The 17,664-nt window shown below is 70.2% G+C and carries 21 protein-coding genes and 1 pseudogene; 8 read left to right on the forward strand and 14 right to left on the reverse strand.

Annotation, left to right across the window (positions count from 1 at the left end; translation table 11 throughout):
* Together SACPADRAFT_RS25915 and cobM are read left to right on the forward strand one after the other, a co-directional pair.
* A pseudogene (locus SACPADRAFT_RS25915) lies at positions 1-371 on the forward strand (cobalamin biosynthesis bifunctional protein CbiET); the annotation flags it as partial.
* On the forward strand, positions 368-1,120 hold the full coding sequence (gene cobM, locus SACPADRAFT_RS0206400; RefSeq protein ID WP_007024242.1) for a precorrin-4 C(11)-methyltransferase: 753 nt from the start codon (positions 368-370) through the stop codon (positions 1,118-1,120). The pseudogene SACPADRAFT_RS25915 and the gene cobM, both read left to right, overlap by 4 nt.
* A 169-nt stretch (positions 1,121-1,289) precedes the next feature.
* Here the strand turns inward: cobM and SACPADRAFT_RS0206405 are convergent, their stop codons facing one another.
* The 3 genes from SACPADRAFT_RS0206405 to SACPADRAFT_RS0206415 form a co-directional block, all read right to left on the reverse strand.
* The gene (locus SACPADRAFT_RS0206405; RefSeq protein WP_007024243.1) at positions 1,290-1,706 is read right to left on the reverse strand and encodes a TA system VapC family ribonuclease toxin; all 417 of its coding nucleotides are present in this window, start codon (positions 1,704-1,706) and stop codon (positions 1,290-1,292) included.
* A complete protein-coding gene (locus tag SACPADRAFT_RS0206410) occupies positions 1,706-1,930 on the reverse strand; it encodes a hypothetical protein (RefSeq protein WP_007024244.1) in 225 nt (74 codons plus the stop codon). The genes SACPADRAFT_RS0206405 and SACPADRAFT_RS0206410 overlap by 1 nt, the downstream gene beginning before the upstream one ends.
* Positions 1,931-2,078: 148 nt before the next feature.
* Positions 2,079-3,155 carry a cobalt-precorrin-5B (C(1))-methyltransferase gene (locus tag SACPADRAFT_RS0206415; RefSeq protein ID WP_028662270.1) on the reverse strand — a complete coding sequence of 359 codons (1,077 nt, stop codon included), beginning with the start codon at positions 3,153-3,155 and terminating at the stop codon, positions 2,079-2,081.
* Positions 3,156-3,164: 9 nt separating this feature from the next.
* Here SACPADRAFT_RS0206415 and SACPADRAFT_RS0206420 point away from each other — a divergent pair, with 9 nt between their 5' ends.
* Positions 3,165-3,938 (forward strand): cobalt-precorrin-6A reductase, encoded by a 774-nt coding sequence (locus tag SACPADRAFT_RS0206420; RefSeq protein ID WP_028662271.1) that lies wholly within the window; start codon positions 3,165-3,167, stop codon positions 3,936-3,938.
* A gap of 12 nt (positions 3,939-3,950) precedes the next feature.
* Here SACPADRAFT_RS0206420 and SACPADRAFT_RS0206425 read toward each other — a convergent pair whose 3' ends face one another.
* The gene (locus tag SACPADRAFT_RS0206425) at positions 3,951-4,337 is read right to left on the reverse strand and encodes a DUF488 domain-containing protein (RefSeq protein ID WP_007024247.1); all 387 of its coding nucleotides are present in this window, start codon (positions 4,335-4,337) and stop codon (positions 3,951-3,953) included.
* Positions 4,338-4,435: 98 nt separating this feature from the next.
* Complete coding sequence (locus SACPADRAFT_RS0206430) at positions 4,436-5,188, reverse strand: MerR family transcriptional regulator (protein WP_007024248.1); 753 nt, start codon at positions 5,186-5,188, stop codon at positions 4,436-4,438.
* A 273-nt stretch (positions 5,189-5,461) separates the two neighbouring features.
* Here SACPADRAFT_RS0206430 and SACPADRAFT_RS0206435 point away from each other — a divergent pair, with 273 nt between their 5' ends.
* Entirely contained in the window at positions 5,462-6,655 is a 1,194-nt protein-coding gene (locus SACPADRAFT_RS0206435) for a 4-hydroxybenzoate 3-monooxygenase (RefSeq protein ID WP_007024249.1), read from the forward strand.
* An 86-nt stretch (positions 6,656-6,741) separates the two neighbouring features.
* Here the strand turns inward: SACPADRAFT_RS0206435 and SACPADRAFT_RS0206440 are convergent, their stop codons facing one another.
* Together SACPADRAFT_RS0206440 and SACPADRAFT_RS0206445 are read right to left on the reverse strand one after the other, a co-directional pair.
* The gene (locus SACPADRAFT_RS0206440) at positions 6,742-7,299 is read right to left on the reverse strand and encodes a M23 family metallopeptidase (RefSeq protein WP_007024250.1); all 558 of its coding nucleotides are present in this window, start codon (positions 7,297-7,299) and stop codon (positions 6,742-6,744) included.
* Positions 7,300-7,418: 119 nt separating this feature from the next.
* The gene (locus tag SACPADRAFT_RS0206445) at positions 7,419-7,757 is read right to left on the reverse strand and encodes a hypothetical protein (RefSeq protein WP_007024251.1); all 339 of its coding nucleotides are present in this window, start codon (positions 7,755-7,757) and stop codon (positions 7,419-7,421) included.
* Positions 7,758-7,947: 190 nt separating this feature from the next.
* On the opposite strand from SACPADRAFT_RS0206445, the gene SACPADRAFT_RS0206450 reads away from it, so the two are divergent.
* Positions 7,948-8,796, forward strand: a complete 849-nt coding sequence (locus tag SACPADRAFT_RS0206450) for a helix-turn-helix domain-containing protein (protein WP_007024252.1) — start codon at positions 7,948-7,950, stop codon at positions 8,794-8,796.
* Between the two features lie 14 nt (positions 8,797-8,810).
* Positions 8,811-9,017 (forward strand): DUF397 domain-containing protein, encoded by a 207-nt coding sequence (locus tag SACPADRAFT_RS0206455; protein WP_007024253.1) that lies wholly within the window; start codon positions 8,811-8,813, stop codon positions 9,015-9,017.
* A 165-nt stretch (positions 9,018-9,182) separates the two neighbouring features.
* On the opposite strand, the gene SACPADRAFT_RS0206460 is transcribed toward SACPADRAFT_RS0206455, so the two are convergent.
* The 5 genes from SACPADRAFT_RS0206460 to SACPADRAFT_RS0206480 form a co-directional block, all read right to left on the reverse strand.
* Positions 9,183-11,177, reverse strand: a complete 1,995-nt coding sequence (locus tag SACPADRAFT_RS0206460) for a hypothetical protein (protein ID WP_007024254.1) — start codon at positions 11,175-11,177, stop codon at positions 9,183-9,185.
* Positions 11,174-12,328, reverse strand: a complete 1,155-nt coding sequence (locus tag SACPADRAFT_RS0206465; RefSeq protein ID WP_007024255.1) for a 5'-methylthioadenosine/S-adenosylhomocysteine nucleosidase family protein — start codon at positions 12,326-12,328, stop codon at positions 11,174-11,176. Before SACPADRAFT_RS0206465 ends, SACPADRAFT_RS0206460 begins: the two co-directional genes overlap by 4 nt.
* A gap of 3 nt (positions 12,329-12,331) precedes the next feature.
* Complete coding sequence (locus SACPADRAFT_RS0206470) at positions 12,332-13,057, reverse strand: NUDIX hydrolase (protein WP_007024256.1); 726 nt, start codon at positions 13,055-13,057, stop codon at positions 12,332-12,334.
* A gap of 298 nt (positions 13,058-13,355) precedes the next feature.
* Positions 13,356-14,171: a hypothetical protein gene (locus tag SACPADRAFT_RS0206475; protein ID WP_007024257.1), complete on the reverse strand. Its 816-nt coding sequence runs from the start codon at positions 14,169-14,171 to the stop codon at positions 13,356-13,358.
* A 180-nt stretch (positions 14,172-14,351) separates the two neighbouring features.
* The gene (locus tag SACPADRAFT_RS0206480; protein ID WP_007024258.1) at positions 14,352-14,951 is read right to left on the reverse strand and encodes a protoglobin domain-containing protein; all 600 of its coding nucleotides are present in this window, start codon (positions 14,949-14,951) and stop codon (positions 14,352-14,354) included.
* 180 nt (positions 14,952-15,131) lie between these two features.
* Between SACPADRAFT_RS0206480 and efeU the strand changes: the two genes are divergently transcribed.
* Together efeU and SACPADRAFT_RS0206490 are read left to right on the forward strand one after the other, a co-directional pair.
* On the forward strand, positions 15,132-15,956 hold the full coding sequence (gene efeU, locus SACPADRAFT_RS0206485; RefSeq protein ID WP_028662273.1) for an iron uptake transporter permease EfeU: 825 nt from the start codon (positions 15,132-15,134) through the stop codon (positions 15,954-15,956).
* A gap of 26 nt (positions 15,957-15,982) precedes the next feature.
* Positions 15,983-16,345: a cupredoxin domain-containing protein gene (locus SACPADRAFT_RS0206490; protein ID WP_007024260.1), complete on the forward strand. Its 363-nt coding sequence runs from the start codon at positions 15,983-15,985 to the stop codon at positions 16,343-16,345.
* Positions 16,346-16,502: 157 nt separating this feature from the next.
* On the opposite strand, the gene SACPADRAFT_RS0206495 is transcribed toward SACPADRAFT_RS0206490, so the two are convergent.
* Positions 16,503-17,060 carry a M23 family metallopeptidase gene (locus SACPADRAFT_RS0206495; RefSeq protein ID WP_007024261.1) on the reverse strand — a complete coding sequence of 186 codons (558 nt, stop codon included), beginning with the start codon at positions 17,058-17,060 and terminating at the stop codon, positions 16,503-16,505.
* 163 nt (positions 17,061-17,223) lie between these two features.
* A partial coding sequence (locus SACPADRAFT_RS0206500; RefSeq protein WP_028662274.1) for a precorrin-3B C(17)-methyltransferase occupies positions 17,224-17,664 on the reverse strand: 441 nt, incomplete at its 5' end.

Raw genomic sequence — 17,664 nt, forward strand, 5'->3', positions numbered from 1 at the left:
TGGCCGTCGAACCCCGCGCCGACCGCGCCGAGCGCATCCACCACAACGCCGAACGGCACGGCGCGCGGGTGCGGGTGGTCACCGGCCACGCGCCGGACGCGCTGGCCGGGTTGGAGACACCGGACGCGGTGTTCGTCGGCGGCGGGGTGAGCGTCGACGGGGTGTTGACCACCTGCCGGGACGCACTGCGGCCGGGCGGCAGGATCGTCGCCAACGGTGTCACCGTCGAGGCGGAGCGGGCGTTGGCCGACGCCCACGCCGCATACGGGGGAGAACTGTCCCGATTGTCCGTTCAGCGTGCGGCGCCGCTCGGTGGGTTCACCGGGTGGGACACCGCGCGCACCGTGACCCAGTGGAGCGTGCGCACATGACCGTGCATTTCCTCGGCGCCGGACCCGGCGCCGCCGACCTGATCACCGTGCGGGGGCAGCGGACCCTGTCGTCCTGCGGGGTGTGCCTGTACCCGGGGAGCCTGACCCCGACCGAGCTGCTGGAGCACTGTCCGGACGACGCGCGGCTGATCGACACCGCCGACCTGACGCTCGACCAGATCCTCGACGAGCTGGTGCGCGCGCACGGCGAGGGGCTGGACGTGGCGCGGCTGTGCTCCGGCGACCCGGCGGTGTACAGCGCGGTGGCCGAGCAGATGCGGCGGCTCGACGCGGCGGGCGTGCCGTACGACGTGACGCCGGGGGTGCCCGCGTTCTCCGCCGCCGCGGCGGTGCTCGGCCGGGAGCTGACCGTGCCGACGGTGGGGCAGAGCGTGGTGCTCACCCGCGCGCAGGCGCGCTCGACGTCCATGCCGGAGGGTGAGGACCTGGCCACCCTCGGGGCGAGCCGCACCACCCTGGTGCTGCACCTGGCGGTCAACCGCATCGAGCAGTGCGTGGAGGAGCTGCTGCCGAACTACGGCGCCGACTGCCCGGCCGCCGTCGTCGCCCACGCCACCCAACCGGGCGAGATCGTGCTGCACGGCACCCTGGGCGACATCGCGGGCCAACTCCGCGACGCGGGCATCAAAAAGTCCGCGGTCGTCATCGTCGGCGACGTCCTCGCGGCCGAGAACTACCCGGACAGCTTCCTCTACTCCAAGGGCCGCGACCGCACCACCCACCCCTGACCCCACCCCTCCCCACCCCGCGAGTTGCCGCTCCAAGCCCGCGAGTTGCCGTTCCGGGGCCGCGAGTTGCCGTTTCGGGTCAGGGAATCGACGCTCCCGGGTGGTGATTCATGGATCACCGGTGCGGACGGTTCTGTTCCGATCTGTCCGCACCGGTCGATGCGCGAGATCAAGGCGTCTGCTGGACCGGAACCGTGGGCACGAGGACCGTGACATCCGCGTGAAGCTGGGCCAGCCCTTGATCGAAGGTGACCAGGCTGCCATCCCTGGAGCGGGCGAGTTGCGCGAGATAGGCGTCGGTGACCTGCCGGTGGCCCAGCACGCCGTCGAACGGTACCTCACAGTAACTCACCGTATCCGGCCAGAACACATGACGCGGGCTGTTTCTCACCGCATCGAGCACGGCGCGTGCGGTGGCGGCGTCGTTCCCGTCCTGGATCAGCAGACGGAGCAGACTCCCCTCGGTGATCGGGCAGGTGGCAAACGCATCGTCACGGTCGGCCAGCCAGCTCTCCGCCGCATCATGATGCACATGCTCGGCGACGACCAGCGCTATCAGAACGTTCGCATCGAGCAACACCGCCACTACTCGTCCTCCAGCGAACGGACGTCTTCGGTGGTGACGACCCTGCCGAGGCTCACAACGGGAAGGCCGGTCTTCGGGCTGCGGTTGATCTCGCCCACCTCGCCTTGGCCGAGTCCTCGCCGCATGAGTTCGGCAACGATGTCGCTCAGTGTCCGTGAAGTGTCGCGCGCGATCGAGACGATCTGCCGGTGCAGGTCGTCGGGTAGGTCCACGGTGGTGCGCATGTGACCATTTTAACATTGGCGCATCACGATGCAGAGACGTCTGATTCTGGTCGACTCGCTGATCTCTGGCGCGAGCTCGCGGACATGAAGGGCCGACTCGCGGGGCTGGGGTGGCGACTCGCGGGGCTGGGGTGGCGACTCGCCGGGGTCAGGGGGCGGCGCGGCCGACGAGGGTGCCGGCGCGGTCGACGGCGACGATGTCGACCGTGACGGGGGCGTCGGCGAGGACGTCGGCGGCCACCTGCCGGGCGCGGTCGGCGACCAGGTCGCCGAGGGGCACATCGTGCTCGCGGGCGAGTTCCAGGGCGTGCAGGGCGGTGTTGGCACCGCCGATCTCGGCGGCCAGGGCCTCGTGCCCGGACTCCCGCACCAGGTCGGCGACCAGATCCAGGTCCACCTGGGAGCGTTTGGAGTGCAGGTCCAGGTGTCCGGCGGCCAGTTTGGACATCTTGGCGAACCCGCCCGCGATCGACAGCCGGGGCACGGGGTGGCGGCGCACGTACTTCAGCACCGCGCCCGCGAAGTCGCCCATGTCCAGCAGTGCCGTGTCCGGCAGCCCGTACAGCTCGGTGACCACCTTCTCCGAGGTGCTGCCGACCGCGCCCGCGACGTGGGTGTGCCCCAGCGCCCGGGCGACGTCCACGCCCCGGCGGATGCTGTCGATCCACGCCGAGCACGAGTACGGCACCACCACCCCGGTGGTGCCCAGCACGGACAGCCCGCCGACGATGCCCAGCCGCGGGTTCCAGGTGTGCCGGGCCATCTCCTCGCCGTGCGGCACGGACAGCTCCACCACCACATCGGGCGACTCGCCGTGGCCGTGTTCGGCGGCGACCCGCCGCACGGCGTCGGTCATCAGCTCCCGCGGCACCGGGTTGACGGCGGGTTCGCCCACGTCCAGCGGCAACCCGGGGAGGGTGACGGTGCCCACCCCCGGACCGGCGCGGAACGTCACACCCGTACCCGGCTCCCCCGCCCGCACGGTGGACACGATGAGCGCGCCGTGGGTGACGTCCGGATCGTCCCCGGCGTCCTTGACCACCCCGGCGCTCGCGGCGTCGCCGCGCAGCTCCTCGGTGGCCAGGGCGAAGGCCGGTCGCCTGCCCTTGGGCAGCGCGATCGTCACCGGGTCGGGAAACTCGCCGGTCACCAGCGCGGTGTAGGCGGCGGTGGTCGCCGCCGTCGCGCAGGCACCGGTGGTCCAGCCGTAGCGCAGGTCCGTCACACTCTCACCGTGTCCAGTATCCCGCACCGCGTGCTGATCCTCGGCGGCACCTCCGAGGCCCGGGCGTTGGCCGCCGCGCTGGTGGCCGACGGTGTGCCGGTGACCTCCTCACTCGCCGGGCGGGTGGCCCGGCCCCGGATGCCCGAGGGCGAGGTGCGCGTCGGCGGGTTCGGCGGCCCGGACGGCCTGGCCACCTGGCTCACCGACCACGATGTGGCCGCCGTGGTGGACGCCACGCACCCGTTCGCCGAGCGGATCTCCACCTCGGCCGCCACCGGCTGCGCCACGGCGGGGGTGCCGCTGCTACGGCTGGAACGCCCCGGCTGGCGGCCGGGTCCGGGCGATGACTGGCGCTGGGTGGACTCCCTGGACGACGCGGCGGCGCTGGTGCCCGCACTCGGCTCGCGCGTGTTCCTCACCAGCGGACGCCAGGGCCTGTCCGCCTTCGCCGGAATCGACGACGTGTTCTTCCTCGCCCGCTGTGTCGACCCGCCGGAGCCGCCACTGCCGCCGCGGATCGAGGTGCTGCTCAGCCGCGGCCCCTACCGCGCCGAGGACGAGGCCGCGCTGCTGCGCGAACACCGCATCGACGTGCTGGTCACCAAGGACAGCGGCGGCACGCTCACCGAGGGCAAACTCACCGCCGCGCGCGAGCTCGGCATCCCCGTGGTCATGGTGCGCAGGCCGGCCCACCCCGACGTCGCGGTGGTGACCGACGTCAACGGGGCGCGGGTGTGGGTCGCCGAATGCCTGCGTATCCGGGATCACGCCGCCGGGGCGTGACCCGCGGCCCCGTCACGTCCCACCCAGGGCGCCGGTGAGGTAGTCCCGCAGCGCGACGGCGTTGTTGTGCTCGGTCTCCTTCGTGGCGAACAGCAGGGTGACCGGGCCGTGCTCCAGTGCCTGGCGCAGCGTCGCCAGGCCCTCCGGGTCGTCGTCGAGTTCCCGCCGGTAGCGCTCGCGGAACTCCGCCCACCGGTCGGCGCGGTGGCCGAACCACGTGCGCAGCTCCGAACTCGGGGCCAGGTCCCGCAGCCAGCCGTCGAGCGCGAGTTCGTCCTTGCGGACGCCGCGCGGCCACATGCCGTCGACCAGGAACACCCGCCCGCGCAGCGCCGAGCCGTCCCGGACGTCCGGGTCGTAGACGCGACGCACCGCGATGTCGTCCGCCGTCACCGCCATGGTCCGCCCCCGATCGCCTGATCGTCCGATACGTCCAGTGTGTGCGCACCGGCCGGCACCCGCACCCACTCCCGCACCGCCCCGCCGGGCGGGCGGGCTTACCGGAGGTTGCGGTCGGCGTAGACGCGCATGGCATCCCGGACGAACTCCGCCGAGTCCGGGTAGTTCGCCGCGAAGCGCGGGTCGTCGACGTAGAGCTGCCCCAGACCGGTGAAGGCCTCCGCCGACGGAGCGGTGCCCTGCCAGCCCGCCTGCACCCACTCGTAGTGCCGCCGGGTGATCGCCTGCACCTCGTCGCCGTCCGGGGTCAGACCCCGCGCGCGGGCGTCGACGAAGTCGGCGGCGATCTCGCGCTGGGTGCGTTGGAACTCGTCGCGGTCGTCCGCGGAGAGCGAGCGCCACCAGCGCTCGCCGCGGTCGTAGGCGTCGCGGCCCCACTTCGCGACGACCTCGTCCCGGTACCGGGTGTGGTCGAATCCGTCGAACGCTTCGGTCGCCATGAGTTCTTCTCCCCGTTCGTACTTGCGGATCGTGCTTCGGACCGACTCGATCTGCCTGGCCAGGCGTTCGCGTTCCCGTTCCAACCACCGCAGGTGTGTGCGCAGGGCGGCGGTGCTGTCCCGCTCGCCGTCCAGCACCTCGGCGATGGTCGACAGGCCGATCCCCAGCTCGCGCAGCAGCAGGATGCGCTGCAACCGCATCAGGGACGCCGCGTCGTAGTAGCGGTAGCCGTTCGCGCCGATGCGGCTCGGCGGCAGGAGGCCGATGTCGTCGTAGTGCCGCAGGGTGCGGCTGGTCGTCCCGGCCGCACGGGCGATCTCCTGAATGGAGAACTCGTCGGTGCGCGACATCGGACCTCCCTCGATCGCGTCGATTCCGACGGTAGAAGTTGACGCAGCGGGAAGGTCAATCACCGGCCCGCACCCCGTTCCGCGATAATCACGACGGCCTCACTTCCGCTCAGTGAAAGTGGTGGCTGCCATGCCGCGACCACGCTGATGAGATCAGCGCACGTCCACGGGGAGGGACACGCAGGCACGGCGCGCCCGCACGCCGCACGAACCACACGGCACACGGCACACGGCACACGGCACACGGCACACGGCACACGGAGGATTCCCGCCATGACACAGCGCAGCGTCACCCGGACCACGGTCGGTATCGTCGGCGGTGGCCCCGCGGGACTGATGCTGTCGCATCTTCTCGCGCGGGCCGGGATCGACTCGGTCGTCGTGGAGCGGCGCACGCGGCGGGAGATCGAGGAGACCGTCCGTGCGGGCATCCTCGAACGGGACAGCGTCCGCCTGCTCGTCGACTCCGGCGTGTCGGACCGCGTGCTGCGGGAGGGCCACGAACACCGGGGCATCGACCTCCGGTTCGGCGGGACGAGCCACCGGATCGACTTCCAGGGGCTGGTGGGCGCCTCCACCTGGCTGTACCCGCAGACCGCCGTGTTCCTCGACCTGGCCGACGCGCGGGAACGGGACGGCGCGGACGTCCGGTTCGGCTGCGACGACACCACCGTCGTGGACCTCGCCGGGGACCGGCCGGGCATTCGGTTCACCGACGCCGACGGCATGGCGCAGGAGGTGCGCTGCGACTTCCTCGTCGGCGCGGACGGCTCGCGCAGCATGTGCCGCCAGGAGGTCCCCGAGCCGGAACGGCGGCAGTTCTTCCGCGAATACCCGTTCGCCTGGTTCGGCATCCTCGCCGAGGCCCCGCCCAGCGCCCCCGAACTGATCTACTCCCACTCCGAACGCGGCTTCGCCCTGATCAGCCAGCGCACCGAGACGGTGCAGCGCATGTACTTCCAGTGCGCCCCGGAGGAGGACGTCGACGCCTGGTCCGAGGACCGAATCTGGGCGGAGCTGCAGGCCCGGGTCGCCGGCGAGGACGGGGTGCGGCTCACCGAGGGGCCGATCGTCGACAAGACCGTGCTGCGGTTCCGCAGCTTCGTCTGCGAACCGATGCGGTACGGGAACATGCTGCTCGCCGGGGACGCGGCCCACACGGTGCCGCCCACCGGGGCCAAGGGTCTCAATCTCGCGTTGGCGGACGCCCGCGTCCTGGCCGAACTGCTCGAACGCGCCGTGCACAAGAACGACCCCGACGCGCTGGACGAGTACAGCCCGCGGGCGCTGGCCCGGGTGTGGAAGGCGCAGCACTTCTCCTACTGGATGACGAGCATGCTGCACCGCCTGCCCGAGGCGAGTGACTTCGACGTGCGCAGGCAGCTCGGTGAGCTCTCCTCGGTGGTGGAATCGCGCGCCGGCTCCACCTTCCTCGCCGAGGCCTACACCGGCTGGCCGCGGTCGTGAGCGTCGCTGCCCCGGCCGCGACGGCGGAGCGGGTCCACGCCGACCCCGCGACGCGGACCCGCTGAACGGGCTCGTCGGCCCCGGGGTCAGGCGCGGGTGTTCACGCTCTCCGGCCAGGAACCCGTCGGCGGGACCCAGCCCTGGAGCTCGGCGTACTGACTGACCCGCGTGTCGCAGTTGATCACCTGGAAGTGCAGGTGCGGCGCAGTGGAGTTGCCCGTGCTCCCGGACCAGGCGACCACGCGGCCCTGCGGTACCCAGTCACCCACGTCGTAGAGCGCACGGTTCAGGTGGAGGTACTGGGTGCACAGGCCGTTGGAATGCCGGATGATGACCTCGATGCCGTTGGCCTCGTACGGCGACCAGTTCGAGTACAGGATCGTCCCGGCCTGTGCGGCGGAGACCTCGTAGTTCGCCGGGAGGCCGAAGTCCCAGGCGTACTCGTTGTACGGACCGGTGTGCGAGTAGGTACCTTCCGGACCCTGGGTGACCTGGTACGCCTCCCCCGCCGGGTACGGCAGCTCGTAGTAGTGGTCGGCGGCCGCGGCGGGAGCGGCCCCGCCGACCAGCATCCCGGCCGTGGCCACCACCGCGCCGACCGTCGCCCCCACCGTGCGTAGAGCCCTCTTCGCCGTGCTGGACATGGCGCCGTACCTCCTCGTCTTGTGAAGGCCGCCCGTGAGCGGCCCCGACGGAGAACGATTCACCACGTCGTCATCCGGGCACAACAAACCTTGGTTCCCTCATCTCGATTTCGACCCGTTCAGTCCTCCTCGTCGACCGTGACCGCGGCCGGGTCGTACCAGACCACCCGAGCACGGACGTCGTCACCACGGTGGAATCCCATGAGCGCGTCCTCCGGGCGGTTCAGGCTCATGCGCAGACTGCGGTCGGTGGAGACGAGGAAGGCGTGGTCCTCGAACGCCAGCCCCCATCCGGCGATCCGTCCGTCGATGCGTTCCCGGTAGACCTGCCAGACGGCGAAAACGCGCGGCGCATGGTCCGCGACGATCGATTTCAGGGTGTTGTCGAACTCCTCCTGGCTGCACCAGGGCGTGTCGTCGGGGGAGTCGCCGGGCGGCGGGTCGGTGTGGGCGGCCATGACGTCCTTTCGTTTCCTGCGGCACGCACGCGAATCGCCGACCACGTGCGCTGACTTGCGTGTTACATGTCTGTGTAGCACGCTATATGTGCACGGAGAAACACGGAAGGTATCGATCGGGTGAGTCGACTCCATGTCAAACCTGCACATGAATGGCGTTCACCCGGCGGCCGTCCCGGAAGGGGGAAGAATGGTTCGTTCCTCGGCACCGTTGCGCAGACTCGGCGCGGAACTGCGACGACTGCGGGAGGCCACCGGCCGCACCCAGGCCGACGTGGGCGAGGCGATCGGCCGCTCGCACACGACCCTGGTGAACTGGGAACGCGGGAAGAACAAGCTCAGCAAATCGGATCTGGTGTGCCTGCTGGCCGAACTGCGGGTGCCCGCGGACGTGCGCAAGGGGCTGGAGCTGCTGCGGGCCGAGGCCGGAACCGGCACCAGCCCGTGGGCGGTCTACGGCCTGCCGGACTGGCTTCGCCCCCTGATCAGCTTCGAGGAGGACGCCACGTCGGTGACCACGTTCCAGCCGGTGATCATTCCGGGGCTGTTGCAGACCGAGGACTACGCCAGGGCATCGCACGCCACCGCCCCACAACTGGCCGCACCGGACAATATCGAGCGCTGGGTGGCCGCGCGGATGCGTCGGCAGCAACGCCCGCGGAACGACCCCCACTTCCGGCTGCACGCCGTGATCTCCGAAGCCGCGTTGCACCTGTACGTCGGCGGAGTGGCGGTGATGGCCGAACAGCTGCGCCAACTCGTCAAAGCCACCGAGACCGACAACATCACCATCCGGGTGTTGCCGAGCAGCCGGGGCGATCACGCCGGAGTGGCCAACAACTTCACCGTGCTGCATTTCGCCAACCCGTCCGCCGATCCGCCCCTGGGCTATTTCGACGGACCGTTGGGTGGTCACATGGTCAGCGACGCGGGCGACGTCGCCGCGATGGTCACGATGTTCGACGACCTGCGCGCGGCCGCACTCGCCGAAAGCGAATCGGCGTCCCTGCTGGCTGCCATACTGGAGGAGTACCAGTAGAAGAGGAGGCGAGCGTGCGGGATCTGTCCTCGGTCACCTGGCGCAAATCCGGTTTCAGCAACGCAGGCGGCGAATGCGTCGAGGTCGCGGCGCTGGACGACGGCGACATCGCCGTCCGCAACAGCAAGGCCCCGGACGCGGGCACCGTCCTGTTCACCCGTGCCGAGATGGCCGCCTGGATCGACGGCTGCAAAGCAGGCGAGTTCGACGACCTGCGCTGACGAGCGACCCGGCGGCGCCCGAGCGTGACCCGGGTGCCGCCGGTCTGACCGTCCCCGTCGACCGCTCCCCGGCTCGGTCCCTCCGGGGTGGGCGCTTCGTGTCACGGCAGGCACCCCCGGTCGGGCGCCCGCCGTGACACGGGATCCACGGACCGCGCCGTCGTCTCAGACGTCGTCGGGACGATGCTCCTGGAGATCGGAGTCGGTGAGCTCCGGCGTCGATCTGCGCAGCCGGTTGACCCACTGCTTCCCTTCGGCGGCGATGCCCTCGAAGATGTGCAGGGCGTGGGCGAACCCGGCCGACTGAACGGTCAGTTCGGACGTCCGTTCCGCATCCTCGTCCGAGTCCCCATCGGCCGGGTCCGTGACCCGGATCTGCACCGAGGGTCCGTTGACGAGCTCCATCTCCAGGTCGTGCTGGGTTCCCTTGTTCTCCTGCACCTTCACCGAGGCGACGGCGTCGAACCGGAAGTTCCTCCGGACCTGCCCGGCGAATGTGCCCCGTTCGAAATCGAGTTCCGTGCTGACCTCCCGGACTCCGTCAACGGTGATCAGAAACAGCCGGAGGTCGTACCGCGAGTACCACCAGCGCCCTTTTGTGATCTTCGCCCGTTTGTAGCGTTTCGCGGGGCCCTGCAGGAACGTGTGCGCGATGATGTCCCGCCACGTCATCCGGTAGTGGCGCATCGCTTCCTCGATGAGGACAGTCTTGTCACAGTCCAGCCACCGCTCCATCTCCTGCTCGCTCGGCATCCGGTCGTCGAGCTTCGCTGTCCACCGGTGGTAGGCGGCCTCCTGATCCGCGAAACGCCGCGCCAACTCCCGGTCCTCGTCGAGGACCCTGCGCCGTTCCGCGACGACCCGCAGCCAGCTGTGTGCCGCCCCCCAGCCACCGACCACGACCGCGAGCGTGCCGAGCGACGCGGGGAACGGCCTCGCGCGCACCGTCGCGTCCACGACCACCGCTGCCGACGCACCCGCCACCAGAGCCCCCACGCAACACCAGACCCGAACGGAGTCGGGCGTGCGGTACCGCTCGCGGTAGTCCCACAACGTCCCGTTCTGCCACCGCTTCTTCAGATCACCGACCATGTGCCGGACGAGCCATGCGAGCCTGTCGGGTTTGACCCGGGACTCGCGGTACATTTCCACGATCTCGTCGCGCAGGGCGTTCCGGAACCCGGCGGTGTGGTGGAGCCACACCTGCCGTTCGACGTCCCCAGGGACGTACCTGTGCAGATAGTGGTCGAACATCCGATCGATCCGATCGGCGAAACCGTCGTCCGGCGCCCGGTTCACCCTGCGGACCTCGGCGAGTTCGTTCTCCTTGGCGCGTAACCGTCGCGTCCGGTACCACCACTCCGAACCGGTCCGCGCGAACACGTGCCCCGCGAGCAGGATCACGAGGTAGGCGACGGCCGCCGACGGCCCGGATTCGAGCACGAGCCAACCGAGAGTCGCCATGCCACCGGCGAAAACCATGCTCCACAGCAGGGCCTTCAGCCAGTCGTGGGGTGTGGTGGATTCCGGTTTCGGGTGCGTGCGGCGTGGGGCGTGCGGGGTGGGCTGGAAGTAGGCCCAGACCCGGTCGACCCGGTCGTTGCCGAGCTGATCCGCCTCGGCCGCGGCGCGGATGTCGGCCCACAGCCGTTCGCGGATGGCCCCGGTCAGAACCATATCGAGATGCTTCAGAATCTGCGCACGTTGCTCCGGCGCGAGGGAGAGCAGTTCCCGCAGCACGGGGCCGGAGTCGCGGTCCGGGTTGTCGAGGCAGTCGAGCAGACCGCAGATGGCCCGAAGGCCCTGTTTCCACTCGTCTTCCCAATAGTGATCGAGATTCTTCGGTAGTTCCTGGAGTTGTCCGATCTCCTCGGCGGTGAGCTCGCGGTAGGAACGTTTGCTCAGCATCGCCAACACCCAGTGAAAGCGCACCTCGCCGGAGTCATGGCCGCGAACCATCGCGTCACCGATCAGCTCACGGGCCTTGGTGGGCACTCCGTGTGACAGGTAGTTCTTACCGGCCTCGTACTTCTCCGCCGGCGAATTCTCCGAGTACATGTACACGTTGGAATCCCGGACCGCCTCTGCCTGGATCCCGACGACGGCACCGGACTCGGCGGTGTTGTGGGTCGTAGTGCTCGCTTCCGGCGGCGCGGTCATGCGAGCCCCCTGGCAGCCGTGATCAGTGCCGCGACCTTCGCGGCCAGCTCCGCGGTCTCCTCGACCAACCCGCGCAGCTTCTTCAAGGCCGTCACGAACCGGCTCTGCCCCTCCGGCGTCTCGTCCGCCAGGGCCTTGTCGGCGATGTCGAGCTCGGCCCTGGCCGCCTCGTAGGTGGCCTCGTCCAAGTCTCCGACGGAACGCTTCCGCAGCAGCAGTTCCCGGAGGGCACTCAGCTCGGCGACGAGGTCCCGGACGGGCTCCCCCACCGAGGCACCGAGGTGCACGGTGCTGCCGGTGACCTGCGCGGCCTGGATGCCCACCTGCCCCGCTCCGGTGGCCGTGTTGTGCACCGTGAACCCGGTCTGTTCCGGACGACGGCGGTCCCGCATGGTGATGTCCTCCCCTTCCCCAGTCAGTTGTGCGGCGAGCGTCGCGGCGAACGCCGCCGCGTTGGCCGCCGCCCGTGCCTGCCAGTTCGCCCCGTCGCTGGCGGCCTTGTTCCCGTCCGCGCGGTCGCTGATGCCGCGCACCACGGCCACGGGAGAGCCGTTCAGGTGCCCGGCCTGGGCCACGCCCGCAGCCTCCATCTCGATCGCGAGTGCGTCGTTGTAGTGCTGGCGCATCCACCGCGCCTCGTACGAGATCCGTGAGTCGTGCACCACCTCGCCTGCCGCGATAGCGCCGAAGTGCACCCGGGCAGCGGAGGCGCGTTCGGCGTGGTGGTCCTGCCAGTCGCCGGAGCGGGCGAGGTGGTGGGCGACCTGGTTCACCTCGTGCGGAACCTCCCAGACCCGGGGGCGGGCCTTCAGTCCGTCGTCCTCACTGGTGCCGCCGTGGTAGGCGTAGACGTGAGTGCCGAACACGACGTCGCCCAGTGCGACGTTCGGCCACAACCCGCCGGCCACGCCGACGAAGAGCACCGCCGCCGGCTCGAACTCGTTGATGGCCCGCTCCGCCAGCACGGCCGACGCGTGGTTCCCCTTCCCGACCAGTGCCAGCGCCACCCGGCACGCACCGCCCGGCAGGGTCCCGACCTCGAACCGGGTCCCGGTCGTGTGGCGGTACAGATCCGGTTCCGACAATCGTTGCCTGACCGCCTCGTACTCGACGTCCAGGGCGGTGAGTATCACCACCGAGCTACTCCACATCAGTTATCCCTCCCCAGTCACCGGCCGGTCCGGCCGGATGATCGGCGGATTCAGTACCGTGCGCTCGCCCGCACGGAACAGCCGTGCCGGACGCCCCTTCGTGGTTCTGCGGGCGCTTTGGACGGGCTCGACGAAACCGGTTGCCCCCTGCACCTTGCGGTAGAAATTGCGGGAGTCGAGCTGCGTCCCCCACACCGCCTCGTAGACTTGTTGCAGTTCCGAGAGCGTGAAGGTCTCCCCGCAGAACGCGGTGGCGAGTGCGGAGTGCTCCAGTTTCATGCGGGCCCGTTCCACCCCGTCGGTCACGATGTCGAGGTGGTCGAACGCGAGCTCGGCCTGTCCGGACAGCACGTTATCCGCCGGCACCCAGGAGGCGCCGGCCGCGTCGGTGCCCGCGATGGGTTCCGGCAACGCCGGGGCGATCGCCAGATACGCCACGGACAACACCCGTCCCCGCGGATCCCGGCCCGGAGCGCCGTACGCCCCCATCTGTTCCAGGTGCAGCCGTGAATCGCGGAGTTCGGTCTCCTCCCGGAGTTCCCGGTAAGCGGCGTCCACGAGCCCCTCACCGAGGTTGTTGAGGAAGCCGCCGGGTAGCGCCCTTCTCCCCCGGTAGGGCTCGACGCCCCGCTCCACCAGCAGCACATGCAGCCGGGAGCCGCGGAGCGTCAGGATCACCAGATCGACCGCCACCAGGACGGTCGGTGCGGACCAGCGCTGCTCGGACATGCTCGAGACCGTAGCTTCTTGTCAGACTGACACGAAGGAGGTCGACGCGGATTCCCCCAAACGTCGCAGCGTGATCGTGGCGGGCTGGTACTGCCCGCCGTAGCAGGACACTGACGGCACCGCCGGCGCGTCCCGACGTTCATACGGACGGAGCAGCCCACCGCAGCCGCGGATCACCGAACCCTCGCCCGCCTCGCTCGACCGGGAGCCCGTCAGCACATCCGGGTCGGCACTCCCGCCCGAGAATCAGTGGACACCGGGCGGGTTATCGCATCACATCCGAGCCGAACCCGGAACGTCACCGGGTCGCGATCCGCACGCCGAGGAGGTCGAGGACCAGCCGCGGATCGTCCACCGGAAGCAGCACGGGACCCGCGTCGGTGTCCAGCGCCGCCGCCGGGCCCGGCGTGGCGTCCGCCGTGGTCCCGTCGGACAGCCCGAGCCACGGGGCCGGACCGGCCGCGTCGGGCAGCACGGTCGGCCGCATCGAGCGGATGCGGGAGAAGGGCAGCGAACCGTGGCCCGTGGCGCGGTGTCGCCGTGCCGCCCACTCGACACCGTCCCTGGTGATCGAGATCGAACCGGACCGCAGCCCGGTGTCGTGCAGCCGTGGCCGGACCGCGACCGTGAACGGACTCGCTCCGAGTGCCGGCGACAGGGGGGTGAGCAGGGTCCGCAGAGCTTTTCGTGCGGCGACCACACCCGCCACGACCAGCGTCAGCGACACCACGAAGACCACGGTGGCGACCGCCGCGAGGACACCGCCCGGGCGCACGGCGACACCGACGGCGGGGAAGACGCCGAGGAGCAACTGTCCCATCCCGCACAGGGCCGCCGTGCGCACCCACCGGGGTGGCTCGAACACCATTCTGCGCAGGCCGCCAAGGACAAGCACGACCGGGATTCCCACACCGACGACCGGGAGCGCGAACCACCACGCGAATCCGTCCAGCACCCCGGTGAGCAGCACCAGACCGGTGCACAGCACGGCGAGAGCCACGGGACACACCACCGACGCCGTCACCAGCGACCGGCGTGCCCGGGTCCACCGGGGGCGCAGCTCCTGCGCCACGGACTCGTCGGCGACGCCGGGAACCGTCTCGGGAACGATCACGCCCGCGGACGGTAGCAGCGAACACGGTCGCGTCCACCGGAACGACAAGTCTCGATCTCGCCTTGGTGGACGTCTGACTCTCCCGGGACACCCCGGATCCACACGTCCGGCACGGCACCACCTCCGAGCACCGATGTTGGCAGACGAGCCGGACGTGACACCCCGCGAGTCGCCCGACGTCTACGCGTGGTTCTCCCTTGCGTAGGGGCGGGACCACAGCGCCGCCTGCAGGGTCACCGCCTTGAACCATGCCTGCTGCATCTTCTCCACCTGCTCGGCGCTGTGGCCCTTGGCGGCGAGGAAGTCCCGCATGGTGGCCGTGATCGGGTAGATGAACGCGACCATGTAGCGCAGCGGGATGGGCGTGGTGGAGTCCACCCCGTCGGTGACGTTCTTCTTGTCGACGGTGTGCCGCAGGGCGATCTCCTCCTGGTAGTCCAGCCACGCCCGGTCGAACGGGCGGCGGCAGGTGTCCAGGATCCACTGCTTGAAGCGGGGCCGCACCCGGTCCAGGTAACGCTGGATCGGCTCGCCGCCGGGGGTGGAGAAGTACGTCATCAGGTGCGGATGATCGGCCACGAAGCCGTACCACACGTCCAGCACCTTTTCGGTCTGGTCTTCGAGCACGTCACCGGCCGTCCGCAGCGCCGCGCGGTCGTCGTCGGTGAACATGACGGTCTGCAGGAGGTGGTCGAGGTCCTCCTCGGTCATCGGCGACCGCGTGGCCGTGCGGCCGTAGTCGTACCCGGCGATGTCGATCGTCTTCTGCTGGGTGGCCATCCCGCCCCTCCTCGAAGTCCGCGCACCACATGGCTGCCGTTCCCCGGGACTGCCACGTGGGGAGGGAGACAAACAGGCGACTTCCGGCGGGATCGAGCGAGCGACGTGACCCCCACCACTGGACAACGAGGCTAGCCTTGCCTAACTTACGTGGCCGACTGCGACGAAGGGTGGAACGCCGTGTTGGTGAGCAATGGGCTGATCGGCCTACGCGAAGGGTTGGAAGCCGCGCTGGTGGTGAGCATCCTCGTGGCCTTCCTCGTCCGGACCGAACGCCGCGAGGCGCTGCGCATGGTCTGGGTGGGCGTGGCCGTCGCCATCGCCCTGTCCATCGGGGTCACCGCGGTCCTGCTCTACGCGGTCGGCCAGTTGAGCTTCAAACAGCAGGAGATCTTCGGCGGGGTCGCCTCCCTGGTCGCGGTCGTCTTCGTCACCTGGATGATCTTCTGGATGCGGAGTGCGGCGCGCACCATCGCCGCGGAGCTGCGCGACAAACTCTCCGACGCGTTGCGGATCGGACCGCTCGCCGTCGCCGGCGTCGCGTTCCTGGCCGTGGCACGCGAAGGGCTGGAGACCGCGGTGTTCTTCTTCTCCAGCGTGCAGTCCGCCGGAGGCGGCACCGCGCAACCCCTCTTCGGGTTCCTCGCCGGGATCACCCTGGCGGTCGCGCTCGCGTGGCTGCTCTACCGCGGCGCCATCCGGCTCGACCTGTCCAAGTTCTTCACCGTGACCGGGGTGCTACTCGTGTTCGTCGCCGCCGGGGTGCTCGCCTACGGGGTGCACGACCTGCAGGAGGCCGGGATCCTGCCGGGCCTGCACACGCTCGCCTTCGACGTCAGCGACCAGATCCCGCCGGACTCCTGGTACGGCACGCTCCTCGAAGGGCTGTTCAACTTCTCCCCGGTCACCAGTGTCGCCGAGGCGACCGCCTGGGTCGCCTACGTCGCGATCGTGCTCACCCTGTTCCTCCGGCCGCACCGCGTCCGCACCGCCGTCACCCAGTAATCCTTTCGAGTCCACAGGAGACAGATATGCGCAATCGGATCATCGTCGGCTCGTTCGCGGCCGCGGGCCTCCTGGTCATCGCCGCCTGCGGCGGCGACTCCTCGGCGGCGGAGACGGTTCAGGTCACGGCGACCGACACGGCCTGCACCGTGAACCCGACCTCGGCCCCGACGGGGACGATCGCCTTCGAGGTGACCAACGAGGGCACCAAGACGACCGAGTTCTACCTGTACGGCCCGGACGACTCCGTCGTCAGCGAGGTCGAGGGCATCGGTGTCGGCCTCTCCCGCACCATGACCGTCGATGTCACCGAGGCCGGCACCTACACCACCGCCTGCAAGCCGGGTATGAAGGGCGACGGGATCCGGGCACCCTTCGAGATCAGCTGACCCGGGCGTCGACGACCGGTTTCCCGGAGAGGGCGTCGGGCGCGCCGCCGCGAGGCTCACCCGACGCCCTCTCCGTGTCCCCACCACCGACAGAGGCCGGAATCCCGTGGCGTAGGCGTCCGACACGCCGCTGTCGCCACCACGCCGGTCCGCCCGGTCAGGCGCGGGTGTTCACGCTCACCGGCCAGGAACCCGTCGGCGGGACCCGACCCTGGACCTCGGCGTACTGACTGACCCGCGTGTCGCAGTTGATCACCTGGAAGTGCAGGTGCGGTCCGGTGGAGTTGCCCGTGCTGCCGGACCAGGCGACGACCCGCCCCTGGGGAACCCGGGTCCCGGCGTCGTGCAGCGCGCGGTTGAGGTGGGCGTACTGGGTGCACAGGCCGTTGGAGTGCCGGATGATGACCTCGATGCCGTTGGCCTGGTACGGCGACCGGCCCGAGTACACGATCGTCCCGGCCTGTGCGGCGGAGACCTCGTAGTTCGCCGGGAGGCGGAAGTCCCAGGCGTACTCATTGTACGGACCGGTGTGCGAGTAGGTCCCTTCCGGGCCCTGGGTGACCTGGTACGCCTCCCCCGCCGGGTACGGCAGCTCGTAGTAGTGGTCGGCGGCCGCGGCGGGAGCGGCCGTGCCGAGCGCAACCGCCGACGCCGCGAGCGCGGTCGATGCCGCCGCACCCACCCTACGCAGCACTCTCCTCACCCTGTCGGACATCATGCCTCCTCATCGGGAAGTGCCGGGAAGGGGTCCCGGCACGGACACAGTCCACCAAGGCGATCGGTCCGGACCAAACAACTTCGGTCCTGCGCGGGCCGTGTTCACCGGAAAGTGGAGAGCTCGACGTCGCTGCGCAGCAGGCTCCGGCGTCCCGGTGTCCTCAGTCCCCGGACTCATGCTCACCCGTGGAGTCGGGATAGCTGCGCGGCGTCCACACCACGCGGGTGCCGTCCGGCTGCTCGCGCACCCGGGTACGGGAGGACCCCACGATCAGCAGGGTGCGCATGTCCACCGTCTCCGCGTCGAACCCGGCGAGGGTGTCCACCCGCACCGACTCCGCGTCGCTGCCGACGGCGCGGGCGAGTACCACCGGGGTGTCCGGGGCGCGGTGGCGCAGCAGCGCCTCCCGCGCGGCCTCCAGCTGGGTGCGGCGGCTGCGCGAGGCCGGGTTGTACAGGGCCACCGCCAGGTCGGCCGCGCCCGCCGCGTCCAGCCTGCGTTCGATGACCTCCCACGGCTTGAGCCGGTCGGACAACGACAGCACGCAGTAGTCGTGCCCCAGCGGGGCGCCGACGCGGGAGGCCGCCGCCTGCGCCGCCGT

It is taken from the genome of Saccharomonospora iraqiensis subsp. paurometabolica YIM 90007 (assembly GCF_000231035.2).
Classification (GTDB): Bacteria; Actinomycetota; Actinomycetes; order Mycobacteriales; family Pseudonocardiaceae; genus Saccharomonospora; species Saccharomonospora paurometabolica.

Coding starts and splice junctions, on each gene's coding strand:
- cobM (WP_007024242.1), top strand. CDS start 368: ATGACCGTGCATTTCCTCGGCGCCGGACCCGGCGCCGCCGACCTGATC.
- SACPADRAFT_RS0206410 (WP_007024244.1), bottom strand. CDS start 1,930: ATGCGCACCACCGTGGACCTACCCGACGACCTGCACCGGCAGATCGTC.
- SACPADRAFT_RS0206425 (WP_007024247.1), bottom strand. CDS start 4,337: ATGGCGGTGACGGCGGACGACATCGCGGTGCGTCGCGTCTACGACCCG.
- SACPADRAFT_RS0206430 (WP_007024248.1), bottom strand. CDS start 5,188: ATGTCGCGCACCGACGAGTTCTCCATTCAGGAGATCGCCCGTGCGGCC.
- SACPADRAFT_RS0206435 (WP_007024249.1), top strand. CDS start 5,462: ATGACACAGCGCAGCGTCACCCGGACCACGGTCGGTATCGTCGGCGGT.
- SACPADRAFT_RS0206440 (WP_007024250.1), bottom strand. CDS start 7,299: ATGTCCAGCACGGCGAAGAGGGCTCTACGCACGGTGGGGGCGACGGTC.
- SACPADRAFT_RS0206445 (WP_007024251.1), bottom strand. CDS start 7,757: ATGGCCGCCCACACCGACCCGCCGCCCGGCGACTCCCCCGACGACACG.
- SACPADRAFT_RS0206450 (WP_007024252.1), top strand. CDS start 7,948: ATGGTTCGTTCCTCGGCACCGTTGCGCAGACTCGGCGCGGAACTGCGA.
- SACPADRAFT_RS0206460 (WP_007024254.1), bottom strand. CDS start 11,177: ATGACCGCGCCGCCGGAAGCGAGCACTACGACCCACAACACCGCCGAG.
- SACPADRAFT_RS0206465 (WP_007024255.1), bottom strand. CDS start 12,328: ATGTGGAGTAGCTCGGTGGTGATACTCACCGCCCTGGACGTCGAGTAC.
- SACPADRAFT_RS0206470 (WP_007024256.1), bottom strand. CDS start 13,057: ATGTCCGAGCAGCGCTGGTCCGCACCGACCGTCCTGGTGGCGGTCGAT.
- SACPADRAFT_RS0206480 (WP_007024258.1), bottom strand. CDS start 14,951: ATGGCCACCCAGCAGAAGACGATCGACATCGCCGGGTACGACTACGGC.
- SACPADRAFT_RS0206490 (WP_007024260.1), top strand. CDS start 15,983: ATGCGCAATCGGATCATCGTCGGCTCGTTCGCGGCCGCGGGCCTCCTG.
- SACPADRAFT_RS0206495 (WP_007024261.1), bottom strand. CDS start 17,060: ATGTCCGACAGGGTGAGGAGAGTGCTGCGTAGGGTGGGTGCGGCGGCA.